Source organism: Jonesia denitrificans DSM 20603, assembly GCF_000024065.1.
Lineage (GTDB): Bacteria > Actinomycetota > Actinomycetes > Actinomycetales > Cellulomonadaceae > Jonesia > Jonesia denitrificans.
The window spans coordinates 1,061,579-1,074,927 of the sequence record NC_013174.1; the positions used below are offsets into that span (position 1 = coordinate 1,061,579).

General features: G+C 56.0%; 14 protein-coding genes. 13 read left to right on the forward strand and 1 reads right to left on the reverse strand.

Annotation, left to right across the window (positions count from 1 at the left end):
* Positions 1-10 precede the first annotated feature (10 nt).
* Entirely contained in the window at positions 11-1,012 is a 1,002-nt protein-coding gene (locus JDEN_RS05015; protein WP_015771285.1) for a tyrosine-type recombinase/integrase, read from the forward strand.
* 46 nt (positions 1,013-1,058) lie between these two features.
* Positions 1,059-1,910, forward strand: a complete 852-nt coding sequence (locus JDEN_RS05020) for a FliA/WhiG family RNA polymerase sigma factor (RefSeq protein WP_015771286.1) — start codon at positions 1,059-1,061, stop codon at positions 1,908-1,910.
* Positions 1,911-1,927: 17 nt separating this feature from the next.
* On the opposite strand, the gene JDEN_RS05025 is transcribed toward JDEN_RS05020, so the two are convergent.
* A complete protein-coding gene (locus JDEN_RS05025; protein ID WP_015771287.1) occupies positions 1,928-2,440 on the reverse strand; it encodes a M23 family metallopeptidase in 513 nt (170 codons plus the stop codon).
* A gap of 354 nt (positions 2,441-2,794) precedes the next feature.
* Here JDEN_RS05025 and rpsB point away from each other — a divergent pair, with 354 nt between their 5' ends.
* From rpsB to JDEN_RS05080, 11 genes are all read left to right on the forward strand, one after another.
* Entirely contained in the window at positions 2,795-3,646 is an 852-nt protein-coding gene (gene rpsB, locus JDEN_RS05030) for a 30S ribosomal protein S2 (protein ID WP_015771288.1), read from the forward strand.
* A 69-nt stretch (positions 3,647-3,715) separates the two neighbouring features.
* Positions 3,716-4,555 (forward strand): translation elongation factor Ts, encoded by an 840-nt coding sequence (gene tsf, locus JDEN_RS05035; RefSeq protein ID WP_015771289.1) that lies wholly within the window; start codon positions 3,716-3,718, stop codon positions 4,553-4,555.
* 105 nt (positions 4,556-4,660) lie between these two features.
* The gene (gene pyrH / locus JDEN_RS05040; RefSeq protein WP_015771290.1) at positions 4,661-5,419 is read left to right on the forward strand and encodes a UMP kinase; all 759 of its coding nucleotides are present in this window, start codon (positions 4,661-4,663) and stop codon (positions 5,417-5,419) included.
* Between the two features lie 48 nt (positions 5,420-5,467).
* Positions 5,468-6,025, forward strand: coding sequence for a ribosome recycling factor (gene frr / locus JDEN_RS05045; protein WP_015771291.1), 558 nt, complete (start codon positions 5,468-5,470; stop codon positions 6,023-6,025).
* Entirely contained in the window at positions 6,025-6,894 is an 870-nt protein-coding gene (locus JDEN_RS05050) for a phosphatidate cytidylyltransferase (RefSeq protein WP_015771292.1), read from the forward strand. Before frr ends, JDEN_RS05050 begins: the two co-directional genes overlap by 1 nt.
* Positions 6,895-6,926: 32 nt before the next feature.
* Complete coding sequence (rlmN, locus tag JDEN_RS05055; protein ID WP_015771293.1) at positions 6,927-8,057, forward strand: dual-specificity RNA methyltransferase RlmN; 1,131 nt, start codon at positions 6,927-6,929, stop codon at positions 8,055-8,057.
* A 9-nt stretch (positions 8,058-8,066) separates the two neighbouring features.
* The gene (locus JDEN_RS05060) at positions 8,067-8,606 is read left to right on the forward strand and encodes a DivIVA domain-containing protein (RefSeq protein ID WP_015771294.1); all 540 of its coding nucleotides are present in this window, start codon (positions 8,067-8,069) and stop codon (positions 8,604-8,606) included.
* Complete coding sequence (gene dxr, locus JDEN_RS05065) at positions 8,603-9,826, forward strand: 1-deoxy-D-xylulose-5-phosphate reductoisomerase (RefSeq protein WP_015771295.1); 1,224 nt, start codon at positions 8,603-8,605, stop codon at positions 9,824-9,826. The genes JDEN_RS05060 and dxr overlap by 4 nt, the downstream gene beginning before the upstream one ends.
* Before the next feature lie 8 nt (positions 9,827-9,834).
* Positions 9,835-11,151 (forward strand): M50 family metallopeptidase, encoded by a 1,317-nt coding sequence (locus JDEN_RS05070; RefSeq protein WP_015771296.1) that lies wholly within the window; start codon positions 9,835-9,837, stop codon positions 11,149-11,151.
* A gap of 143 nt (positions 11,152-11,294) precedes the next feature.
* The gene (ispG, locus tag JDEN_RS05075) at positions 11,295-12,422 is read left to right on the forward strand and encodes a flavodoxin-dependent (E)-4-hydroxy-3-methylbut-2-enyl-diphosphate synthase (RefSeq protein ID WP_174564714.1); all 1,128 of its coding nucleotides are present in this window, start codon (positions 11,295-11,297) and stop codon (positions 12,420-12,422) included.
* Positions 12,423-12,428: 6 nt separating this feature from the next.
* Positions 12,429-13,328, forward strand: coding sequence for a GNAT family N-acetyltransferase (locus JDEN_RS05080; RefSeq protein WP_015771298.1), 900 nt, complete (start codon positions 12,429-12,431; stop codon positions 13,326-13,328).
* Positions 13,329-13,349: the final 21 nt, after the last annotated feature.

Consider the following 13,349-nt stretch of genomic DNA (forward strand, 5'->3'; position numbering starts at 1 on the left):
GGAGTCATGGATGACCCTGCTCGATGAGTATGACAAGCACGTGACACTGCGTAAAGGCCTTGCTGCCGCAACGGCTGTAGCCTACCGCAGTGACCTTGTTGACCTCTTCGCGCACGTTCATGCCCGCCGTACTTCACGTCGGCACGCACAGGAAAAGCTCACGAAGTACAACAAAGCGCACTCTGAGCGCCTGTCGGTCACTGATGCACAGACGGATGAGTATGCGGTGACTATCACGCTGGAAGAACTGCGTGAATGGTTGGCTCACAGCCTTACGCAAAACCTGTCACGCTCGACAATTGCTCGTCGTGGCGCCAGTGCTCGACAGTTCTTTGCCTGGCTCGTGGAACGCGGTATTCGTCATGATGACCCCAGCAAGCGCCTGACTACTCCGACACCACATTCTGCGTTGCCGCACGTGTTGACGGTGGCGCAAGTCAAGCAACTCCTCGCTGCGGTAGAGCGTGTATACCTGCCCGAAACGACAGATACAAACACAGAGCTTAGCCGGGCACGGACCGATCGTTTACGGGCCGCTGTTGAACTGACCTATTCCAGTGGCCTGCGGATCGCAGAACTTGTGTCGCTCAACGTCGGCGACATCGATCATGAGCAACGTGTGATTCGCGTTACTGGTAAAGGGAACAAGCAACGACGCGTCCCGCTAGGACTTCCTGCGCTCCAAGCCTTGGAGCGTTGGATCGCAGAGTCTCGGCCTATCATGCAATCCACATCCGAGGAAGCGCTTTTCCTCGGAGTTCGCGGGGGACGGTGGAATGCGCGACAGGTTCGTGACGAGCTGAACAAGGCGGCTCTTCACGCTGACCTTGATGTGGTGCGTCCTCACGACCTGAGGCACACCACAGCAACGCATCTGCTCGAAGGGGGAGCAGATCTGAGGAGTGTTCAGGAGATCCTTGGACATTCATCTCTCCGTACGACCCAGAGATACACGCACGTCACCATGACGCGCCTTCGAGATACGTACGCACACGCACATCCACGTGCGTGATTCCACCCCCCACCTTGGTTTACCGCCATAAACATCAAGGAACACTATGTCTCCCCTCGCACCTACAGCAGCAAATCAGACAACTGTCGGCACCGATGCCCCGGTTGCAGAACCATCAGACAACACCAACTGTCCTCGCACCGTGCGTCAGTTATGGGATGCCTATAAGGCGAATCCCACCGCGCTGGGTCGTGAGGAACTCATCCTGCACTACGCGCCCTTGGTCACGATGATTGCCGGACGTGTGGGGATGAAGCTTCCCAATACTGTGGAAGCTGCGGATCTTGTGTCGTATGGGATGTTTGGTCTTATCGACGCGATTGATAAGTTCGACCCGTCCCGCGACATTAAGTTTGAAACTTACGCGTCAACTCGAGTTCGTGGTGCCATCATTGACGAGCTGCGGGCCCTCGATTGGATCCCCCGCTCAGTGCGATCACGGGCCCGGGAATACGACCGAGCTTGTGAGCACCTCGAAAACACACTGCACCGGGAACCCACAAGTGGTGAAATTGCCCAACACCTGGGGGTCCCGGAAAAAGACGTATGGCAACTTCAGTGGCAAGTGTCCTCGGGGCACGTTATTGCGCTCGATGAAGTGGTATCCACTGGTGACCGTGTGGATCAAATCTCTGCCATGGACAGTGTTCAGGAAACACTTGCAGTCGATCCTGCTCAATCGTTTGCGCAAGGAGAAATGCGCGAAATTCTTGCACAGGCTGTCGACCACCTCAATGAACGCGAACGTGCCGTGGTGACGCTCTATTACTTCCGCTCGATGACATTGAGCGAGATTGGCAAGCTCCTGGGGGTAACAGAGTCTCGGGTATCGCAAATGCACTCAGCAATCATCGTGAAACTGCGTAAGCAATTGATCGCTTTGGATGCAGCACACTAGTTGTCACCCGTCACAGGTTACTCAAGGAGTCGGACGCGCACCCAAGGATTGATCAGTGTGAGTGGGTCAACGTAGGTGTCGCCGTCTTTGACGCCCCAATGGATACACCCCTCACCTGAACAATGCGACACCGCATCAGGGAGCCGGTGCGCGAAGATGCGACCTTTCTCGACGAAAGTGCCTACTGGCAATTGAGTTGTTACAGGCTCAAAACTTGATCGCAACCCATTGTCGTGCTGAAGGACGACCACGTTTTTGCCAGCCACAACACCTGCGAAGGTGACTGTTCCACTGGAGGGGGTGTAGAGCTCAGTAGCGTCCGACGCTCGCAGATCAATACCTCGATGCCCCGCCTGCCACCGTTGGGCTGGCGGATCAAAATCGTTGATGATGATGCCTTCTCTGACTAGAGTTGCACGATCTACCGCGGCAACGTCTCCGGGAATCGGCAAAACGGTGGGCATCATGGTAACCGTGGGGGGTGTGGCAAGGCCAAGTGTCCACACGGCAGCGAGAATCAGTGACAACATAGATTGACTGTAAAAGGTGGTGGAGCCTGTTGTGAGATATCCACAGAGCGTGAACGCGTCTCATTGATCTGGTGGTGTTGTGTGGTGAATCACGGCATTGCCTACGTCAGTGGCCCCGTGTCCACTGCCTGAATCAGGTAGCATAGTGTGAGCAGCAGTGCGCTTATGTGCTGTTGACTAAAAACACCCGGTGATCCTCCCCGTTCATGACGGGACAGATTCTGGCGTGCGCTGTGGTCCTTCGGGTGCGCAAGCCAGGGGTGTGGAGCAGCCCTCGCCTCTATGGGCTGAATAACCCAAACGCGGTTCATGCCGCCTGATCTCGCGCGCACGCGCATCGAAAGGAACACTGCCATGGCAGTTGTCACCATGCGTCAACTTCTTGACGCTGGTGTCCACTTCGGACACCAAACCCGTCGCTGGAACCCCAAGATGAAGCGATTCATCTTCACCGAGCGCAACGGCATCTACATTGTCGACCTCCAGCAGTCACTGAGCTACATTGACCGTGCTTACGAGTTTGTCAAAGAAACCGTGGCTCGCGGTGGGTCAGTGCTGTTCGTTGGGACCAAGAAGCAAGCACAAGAACCTGTTGCAGAACAAGCATCACGCGTGGGCATGCCCTACGTTAACCACCGTTGGCTTGGTGGGATGCTCACCAACTTCCAGACCGTCAACAAGCGTTTGCAGCGTCTGAAGGAACTTGAGCAGATCGACTTCGACGATGTCGCAGGTTCCGTCTACACCAAGAAGGAACTTCTCATCATGCGCCGTGAGAAGGACAAGCTGGCTCGCACCCTTGGTGGGTTGCGCGACATGTCTCGTCTTCCTTCTGCTTTGTGGGTTGTTGACACCAACAAGGAACACCTCGCTGTTGACGAGGCGCGCAAGCTGGGGATCCCGGTTGTTGCGATCCTCGACACCAACTGCGACCCCGACCACGTTGATTACAAGATTCCTGGCAACGACGATGCAATCCGCGCCGTTGCACTGCTGACCCGCGTGGTTGCTGATGCAGTTGCTGAAGGTCTTGTGGCACGTAGCAAGGGCGGCAAAGCAGACGCTGAGCCTCTCGCTGAATGGGAACGTGAGCTCCTTGAAGGTGGGCAAGAAAAGGCACCAGAAGCCGACGCTGCACCAGCTGCCGATGCTCCCGCTGTGGACGCTGCTGAGAACACAGAAGCTCCAGCCGCTCCAGCCGAGTAAGACGATCTGGTGGCACCGGTTGGCCGGTGCCACCACGCTTATCCATTCCAGCTAACCAAGGGAAACATCATGGCAAACTACACTGCCGCTGACATTAAGGCCCTACGCGAGCGCACCGGTGCCGGCATGCTCGACGTCAAGAAGGCACTGGACGAAGCTGCCGGTGACATGGAAAAGGCCACAGAAATCCTTCGCGTGAAGGGTTTGAAAGGTGTGGCGAAGCGTGAAGGTCGCGCTACCTCTGAGGGTTTGGTTGCCGCACACATCGCCGAGTCCGCAGCCGGCCAACGCGGTGTGCTCATTGAGGTCAACTGCGAAACGGACTTCGTTGCAAAGTCTCAGAAGTTCATTGACCTCGCTGACAAAGTTCTTGCAGCTGTTGCAGCGTCCGGTGCTGACAACGCTGACGCAGCTCTAGCTGCCGAGGTTGATGGCACGACCATCCAAGTGATGATTGATGAAGAAGCGGCAACGCTCGGCGAGAAGATCGTTCTTCGTCGCGTTGCTGTCGTTGAAGGCCCGACTGTGACACAGTACCTTCACCGCACTGCAAAAGACCTCCCCCCGTCAATTGGTGTTTTTGTCGTCACGAACGCCCCCGGGCAAGCCGTTGCTAAAGACATCGCACAGCACATCGCTGCTCTAGCTCCAGAGTTCCGGGCTCGTGAAGACGTCCCTGCTGAACAAGTGGAGAACGAGCGTCGTATCGCAGAGGAAACCTCACGTAATGAGGGCAAGCCTGAAGCGGCGCTCCCGAAGATCGTGGAAGGTCGCCTCAACGGGTACTTCAAGAGTGTTGTTCTCCTCGAACAGCCCTTGGCCAAGGACCCAAAGAAGACGGTCGACCAAACGCTGTCCGAGGTTGACGGAGAGCTCCAGGAATTCGTTCGTTTCCGCGTCGGTTCCTGACACTTATCACCCGCGATGCCCGGCTCACGTCATGTGAGCCGGGCATCCGCGCACGTACGATCGATGTGCACAACACCTTCACGTTTCCACAGTGCGGAGAATCCCATGTCTATGTCCACAGCAACAGCAACGACCCCTCCTGACATCGACGAGCCTCACGCCCGCCGTGTCTTGCTCAAGCTCTCTGGTGAAGCTTTTGGTGGTGGACAAATCGGTTTAGCCTCGCATGTGGTGCGCCGAGTCGCCGCAGAAATCGCAGCCGCCGTCGCCCAAGGAGTTCAAGTTGCCATTGTTGTGGGCGGCGGAAACTTCTTCCGTGGTGCTGAGTTATCGCAGCAAGGACTTGATCGTGCACGTGCCGACTACATGGGGATGCTGGGGACAGTGATGAACTGCCTGGCATTGCAGGACTTCCTTGAACAGGCGGGTGTGCAAACACGGGTGCAAACCGCGATCACCATGGGACAAGTTGCTGAACCGTACATCCCACTGCGCGCGATCCGGCACCTGGAAAAGGGTCGTGTCGTCATTTTTGGTGCGGGTGCAGGAATGCCCTACTTCTCCACTGACACAGTCGCTGTCCAGCGGGCATTGGAGACGCACTGTGATGAGGTCCTGATGGGCAAGAACGGTGTTGACGGTGTCTACACTGATGACCCACGGACCAACCCGGATGCCACACTGTTGACACAGCTCACCTACACCGACGCTCTCGTCCAAGACCTGGGGGTGATGGACGCCGCTGCGATGAGTTTGGGGCGTGACAACAAGCTCCAGATGCGTGTCTTTGGAATGGATGAAGAAGGTAATGTTACTCGTGCGCTTGTGGGAGAGAACTTCGGAACCACGGTGACCAGCGAGTAGGCTGGAGTGACCATAGACGACACACGCACTGTCAGTTGAAGGAGAGTTATGTCAGACGAAATTTTGCTTGAGGCAGAAGAAAAGATGGATCGTGCTGTTGAGGTAGCGAAGGAAGAGTTCGCAGCCATCCGCACGGGCCGCGCGAACGCCGCCATGTTCTCAAAGATCACGGTGGATTATTATGGGGCTCCAACTCCTTTGCAACAGCTTGCCTCGATGAACATTCCTGAAGCGCGCACAGTGTTGATCTCTCCTTATGACAAGTCTGCAATGTCTCTCATTGAAAAAGCTCTGAGAGATTCAGATCTTGGGGTGAACCCGTCCAATGACGGGAATGCCATCCGCATCAATCTTCCTGCTTTGACAGAAGAACGCCGCCGTGACTACGTCAAATTGGCAAAGAACAAAGGCGAAGAAGGTCGTGTCTCCGTCCGCAACATTCGACGGAAGGCTAAAGACCAATTGGACCGTCTTGTGAAAGATGGTGAACTGTCTGAGGACGAAGGAACTCGAGCGGAAAAAGAGCTCGAGGCGCTCACTCGCCGGCACGTCGACGAGATCGATACTCTGCTTGCTGGTAAAGAAGCTGAACTTCTCGAGGTCTGATGAGTTCAACGGAAGGACTATCCGACACTGTCACAGCGAAAGCGGGCCGTAACCTACCCGCAGCCATCGCTGTTGCGCTTGTGCTTCTTGGGGTCGTTGGAGCGTCATTGTGGTTCCGCAAGGAAGCATTCCTCCTTGTCGCTCTTGTTGCAGTGTGTGTTGGGTTGTGGGAGTTGGCGCAAGCTCTGTCTCGACGCGACATACACGCACCCCTGATGCCCATGTGGGTGGGTGCGGCAGGTATCCTCGTCTCGTCCTACCTTGCTGGCCCTGAAGCGCTGATGGTGTCCTTCATCCTGACCGTTGCCGGTATCGTCGTGTGGCGGGTGATTGACGGTGGTGGCCAGCACGCGGTACGTGACTCCGCAGCAGGAATTTTCTCCACTGCTTACCTGCCGCTTATGGCAGGATTTGTGGCTCTCATGCTGGCTGAGGATGATGGGCCGATCCTGGTGGCAGTCTTTATTCTCCTGGCGGTCGCCAATGACACTGGCGGCTACGTTGCCGGGGTGTTGTTCGGCCGGCATCCACTGGCACCATCGATTAGTCCGAAGAAAAGTTGGGAAGGTCTTGCGGGATCGTTCATCCTGTCCCTCGCTGTGGGAATAGTAGGCTCCGCGGTTGTGTTGGACTATAACCCGATGGTGGGAGTGGCTCTTGGGTTACTCACTCCTATTACTGCAACAGTTGGTGATCTTGCCGAATCGTTGATTAAGCGAGATCTCCAACTCAAAGACATGGGAACAGTCCTTCCTGGACACGGTGGAGTGCTTGATCGTATTGATTCCATGCTCATCACTGCTCCTTTTGTTTATCTCCTTTTCACCGCCGCTGCACAGCTCCCAACAACACCGTTGCCAGGTGCCTGACGATCTGGTCGTGCCCCTACTGAAAGAACCCCATGCCTGACGTACTTCCCACCCCGTCCCTCGTTCCGCTTCAAATGACAGCCCCAAAGCGTGGGAAAGCGCCCCGCCACTTTGCGGACATGACCCCCCAGGAACGACGCGATGTTGTGACGGAACTTGGACACCAACCGTTTCGTGCCAAGCAGCTAGAAACTCACTATTTCTCACATCTCACGGACAATGCAGATGAGATGACGGACCTGCCTGCGCAAGCAAAATCTGAACTTGTCGGAGCGTTGATGCCTCCGTTAGTGTCAAAAATTCGTACCCTCGAGGCCGACGGAGGGGCAACGGTCAAAACGTTGTGGCGTTTGTTCGATGGAATCAAAATCGAATCCGTTCTCATGCGGTACCCCACCCGTTCGACGTTGTGTGTGTCAAGCCAGGCAGGATGCGGGATGGCGTGCCCATTTTGTGCTACTGGTCAAATGGGATTGACCCGAAACCTGTCCACAGCTGAGATCGTTGAACAAGTCCGACAAGCGGCTCGCGCCCTGGCTCAGGGGGAGATTCCCGGAGGCGCAACGCACCTGAATAATCTCGTGTTTATGGGGATGGGAGAGCCTTTAGCGAACTACAAAGCTCTCATGGGAGCGGTCCGACAATTTGTTGCGCCGAGCCCACAAGGGTTTGGGCTATCTGCTCGCAACATCACGGTGTCAACTGTCGGGCTGGTGCCAGCCATCAATAAACTCGCCAAAGAGGGTTTGCCACTGACACTAGCGTTGAGTTTGCACGCCCCTGACGACGAATTACGCTCTCAACTTGTTCCGATTAACACCCGGTGGACTGTGGATGAGGCGCTCGATGCTGCTTATGGCTACTACGATGCAACGGGTCGTCGAGTCTCGATCGAGTATGCCTTGATCAAGGACATGAACGATCATGCATGGCGTGCGGACCTGTTAGGGGAAAAACTCAACGCGCGCGGCCGCGGATGGGTGCATGTGAATCCTATTCCGTTGAATCCAACACCAGGGTCAATTTGGACTGCCAGTGACCGTGATGTTGAGCAGGAGTTTGTGAGGCGCTTGCGTTCGCACAATATTCCGACAACAATTCGTGACACGCGGGGGAGTGACATCGATGGTGCCTGCGGTCAACTGGCCGCAGAGGACGAGTAAGGTGGGACCATGTTCTCGACTGTCTCCAAAACGAAGATTGGCTACGACATCGATGATGTTGATGACTTCTTCGCTCAAGCTCGCGAAACTTATGAGGGGATTACGAACGACATCCTCACGTTTCGTGATGTGAATACCTGTGTCTTTGATACTCAGCGCGGTGGTTATGATCCTGCTGAGGTGGATGCCGCTTTGGAGCGCTTAGAAGTTGCGTTTGTCGCCAAGGAACGCCAAGAGTTCACTGCTCGTGGTGGGCCGCAGGTGTGGATGGCGCAGATCTCTGAACGGGCGCAGACGCTGTACCCGCGGTTACAGCGCCCGGCCGGTGAGCGTTTTTCTTCCCCGTCGAAGGGGCCGGGCTACGCGAAAGAAGAGGTCGACGTGCTGTGCAAGCGCCTCATTCGTTTCTTTGAGGGGAAAGGGCCGTTAACGTCGGCTGATGTTCGCGCCGCCACGTTTAGCCCAGCACGGGGGAAGTCGGCGTATGAGGAATCGTCTGTCGATGCGTTTCTTGCTCGTGCGGTGGAAGTCTTGTTGGGAGTCGAGTGAGTAACGCCACGCCACCACGCCGTCGAGTGATCCTGTTGGGCTCAACGGGGTCAATTGGTACTCAGGCAATTGATGTGATCTCGCGCCATGAAGCGATGTTTGATGTGGTGGGTTTAGCAGCGGGGGGGAGTTCTGTTGAGCTCTTGCTCGAGCAAGCTCATCGTTTTCGTCCAGTAACAGTTGCGGTTCATGACAACAACGCTGGGCGTCAGGTGCGAGCCGAACTTGCACGTACGCTACCTGAGTGTGAGGTGTTGGTCGGTGATGGTGCGGCAAGCACCTTGGCGGGACGCCCAGCGGATGTTGTTCTGAACGGTATGACGGGGGCTGTTGGGTTGGGTCCGACGTTGGCGGCGTTGTCTGCGGGGACGACTCTTGCGTTAGCCAATAAGGAGTCCCTTGTGATGGGCGGGCACCTCGTGATGGATGCCATGGTGCGCCCTGATCAGATTGTTCCCGTGGATTCCGAGCATTCAGCGATGGCCCAGGCACTTCGTGCTGGTCAGCGCAGCGAGGTCAGCAGATTCATTTTGACTGCATCAGGGGGACCGTTTCGGGGAAAGAAACGTGATGATCTTGTGCATGTCACTGCGACTGAAGCGTTGAACCATCCCACGTGGTCAATGGGGCCGGTGGTCACGGTGAATTCTTCGACTCTTGTCAATAAAGCGCTTGAACTCATCGAAGCGCATCTTCTTTTCCACGTGCCTGTTGATGATATTGAGGTTGTTGTTCACCCACAGTCGGTGATTCACTCAATGATTGAGTTCCGTGACGGTTCGGTGATTGCCCAAGCTTCTCCTCCTGATATGCGGCTGCCCATTGCTTTAGGGTTGTCGTGGCCTGATCGCATTGAATCAGGGGCTTCTGCGTGCTCCTGGTCCTCTCCGACACAATGGTCATTTGAACCGGTGGATACCCACACTTTCCCGGCAATCGATATTGCTCGCAGAGCTGTGAAGTCCTCGATGTGGCACCCTGCTGTCTTCAACGCAGCCAATGAAGAACTAGTCGATGCGTTCTTGTCCGAGCAGATTCCGTATCTGTCAATCGTTGACACGTTGGTCAGTGTCCTTGACGCATGTGACGAGGTTGTTGCTTCGGGAGAATTCGCCGACAGCCTAGACGGTATTGTGCGCGCTGATCAGTGGGCGCGTGGTTGGGTACACAACATGGTCCTTACCCCTCATCGTGAAACGATACCTGCGGAAGAAGGTTAGGCACGAACATGGAATACCTTGTTGGTGTGCTCATCATTGTGGTGGGATTGCTCCTGTCCATTGCGTTACATGAGGTCGGTCACCTGGTGCCGGCTCAACGTTTTGGGGTCAGGGTGCCGCAATACATGGTGGGTTTTGGTCCAACACTGTGGTCGTGGACGCGGGGCGAGACCGAGTATGGCATCAAGGCGATTCCCTTGGGCGGATACGTTCGTCTTGTGGGGATGTACCCGCCGCAGTCGCGTCCCGTCCGGGGGCCGCGCGCGGTTCGGGAGTTGATCAGTTCTGCCCGTGAGGCAAGTCTTGAGGAAATTCGCCCGGGCGAGGAACACCGCGCTTTCTACCGGTTGTCGACCCCAAAGAAAATCGTCATCATGGTCGGCGGACCCGCAATGAACTTAGTGATTGCAGCGGTCATGTTCACCGTTGTTGTTCTTGCTTTTGGTGTCTCGCAGCCTTCTACCCAATTGGCAGACATCTCCCAGTGTGTCGTCCCCGTGACTTCGGAATCGCGGACAGAATGTCTGGATGAGGATCCGCCTGCGCCTGCTGCCGCCGCTGGACTGCAACCGGGGGATACTGTTGTTGCGATTGGAACAATGAAGGTGACGACGTGGGATGAACTGTCCGCCGCCATCGCTCAAGCGGGCGGGGAGACAGTGGCCCTTTCGTATGAACGAGACGGGGAGCTTGTGACCACGTCAGTAACTCCTCTTGTGACTGAGCGTCCGGTCACGGATCGTTTTGGTGTCCCACAATACGATGACCAAGGACAGTTGCGCACTGAACCACGTGGTTTTCTCGGAGTTGCCCCAGCGTATATAACCGTCCACCAGCCACTAACTCAGGTTCCCCATATGTTGGGGCAATCCTTTGCTGGAACGTTTGATGTCATTCTTAGTCTGCCGCAACGAATGGTGGACGTGTGGCACGCTGCATTTGGGGGAGAGGAGCGCGGGCTGGACTCTCCTGTTGGGGTTGTGGGAGTGGGACGAATAGCAGGTGATATCACTTCAGCGGACCAGCTCGATGGTGAACTAGCAGCCCAGACACAACAATTGCTGCTACTCATAGGTTCACTGAACGTCGCCCTGTGCGCGTTCAATCTCATTCCTTTGCCGCCTCTTGACGGAGGTCATGTGGCCGGAGCTCTTTATGAGGGGGCCCGGAGAAGCGTTGCCCGACTTCGTGGGCGTCGTGATCCAGGAAATGCAGATACAGCGCGCTTACTTCCACTCGCGTATGGGGTGTTTGTCCTGCTCGCGGGGATGGGGCTGCTTCTCATTTACGCAGACCTCGTCAATCCAGTTCGACTCATCCAGTAATCTGGTACGGGGCATCCATGTGTGATGTCCGCTCATCCTCGACCTAATGTCCGAGGTCGATCGTGACGTGATCACCGCCATGGTGTGGGAAAGCGTAGGCAAAGGAGATAATAGAAACTGTGACTGTACCTATCAGCCTTGGCATGCCGCAGGCGCCCGCTCCCGTCCTCGCTCCTCGCAGGAAGACCCGAAAGATCAAGGTGGGGAAGGTTGATGTTGGTGGCGATGCACCTGTGAGCGTGCAGTCGATGACCACCACGCCCACAACCGACATTAACGCGACGTTGCAGCAAATCGCTGAACTGACTGCATCTGGCTGTGACATTGTCCGGGTCGCTGTTCCGAGCGCTGACGACGCTGCAGCGCTGCCCGCTATTGCCAAGAAGTCGCAAATTCCTGTGATTGCTGACATCCACTTTCAACCGAAGTATGTCTATGCAGCTATTGACGCTGGCTGTGCTGCAGTGCGCGTCAACCCAGGAAATATTCGCAAGTTTGACGACCAAGTCAAGCAAATTGCCGCTGCAGCTGCTGATGCGGGAGTGTCCATCCGAATCGGGGTCAATGCGGGGTCGCTGGATCCACGGTTGATGAAGAAGTACGGGAAGGCAACACCAGAAGCACTGGTAGAGTCCGCAGTCTGGGAAGCGTCACTGTTCGAAGAGCATGGTTTCCACGACTTTAAGATCTCGGTCAAACACAATGACCCGGTTGTGATGGTGCGTGCTTATGAACTGCTTTCTGAGCGTGGTGATTGGCCTCTGCACCTCGGTGTGACTGAGGCAGGCCCAGCATTTCAAGGGACAATCAAATCGGCCACTGCGTTTGGAGCGCTGTTGTCGAAGGGGATCGGCGACACAATCCGTGTGTCTTTGTCGGCACCGCCAGTGGAGGAAGTGAAAGTCGGCAATGCCATCCTCGAATCCCTCAACCTCAAACCTCGTAAGCTTGAAATTGTGTCATGTCCCTCGTGCGGTCGAGCTCAAGTGGATGTGTACACACTTGCAGAGCGGGTCACTGCGGGACTTGAAGGGCTTCCTGTGCCACTTCGAGTCGCGGTGATGGGGTGCGTGGTGAACGGTCCAGGTGAAGCGCGAGAAGCTGATCTTGGTGTCGCGTCTGGAAACGGAAAAGGCCAAATCTTCGTGAAGGGTGAGGTCATCAAGACGGTTCCAGAATCACAAATTGTTGAAACTCTTATTGAAGAAGCGATGCGAATCGCCGACTCGATGGAGAAGACAGGAGAGAGCCCCTCCATTACCGTAGGCTGATCTGTCATGGAGCGGCTACGCGACGACGTCACAGTTCTTACTGATTCGCGGGACATCAATGACGTCGTTCGGTGTGCCCGCACCGACTCAGTTGCTTACGTCCTTGCTCTGGCCCATCTGGAAGAAGCGCAGCGCACAGGCGTGATGCCTGGAGAGGTGTGGGGGTATACCCATGAGGGTGCAGTGATTGCCGCGTTGTGGGTGGGGGCAAACTGTATTCCACTTGTTCCGCAGCGCCTCACCGACCCGCGGGTACGCAGAGATATTATCGCTGCTTTCGCGCACCGTGCGCGTCGTACCGGTCGTCGATCGTCCTCACTTGTGGGGCCTGCTCGCGACGTGTTGGCGTTGTGGGAAGCCCTCGATGGGGCATGGTCTGCGCCACGTGAGATTCGTCCATCCCAGCCTTCGATGGTGTGGGCTCAGTCAGATCAGTTGCATGCTGATCCGAGAGTCAGACTCGCCCGACTCTCTGATTTTGATGCTCTTCTTCCCGCGAGTGTCCACATGTTCGTGGAAGAAGTGGGCGTTTCTCCTTTAAGGTACGGGTCAGTGCACTACTCGCGGCGTGTTCGGGAACTCATCGCTGAGTCACGCACATACGTGATGCTTGCCCGCGACGTTGATTCAACTCTCACCGGTGCCGAGGGAAACCGTGTTGTATTCAAAGCAGACGTCGGTTCGATGTGTGCTGATGTTGCCCAGATTCAGGGTGTGTGGATTGACCCAGGTTATCGAGGCCGTGGTTTATCAGCATCAGCCATGGTCAGTGTGGCTCGTGACGTGACATCAAGGCTGGGGCTGACGGTCTCTCTGTATGTCAACGACTACAACCATCGGGCAATCCGTGCCTACCGCCGGGCCGGATTCACCGAGGTTGGGACTTACGCCACTGTCATGTTCTAAGAGATGTTTTCTTTTCCTAGC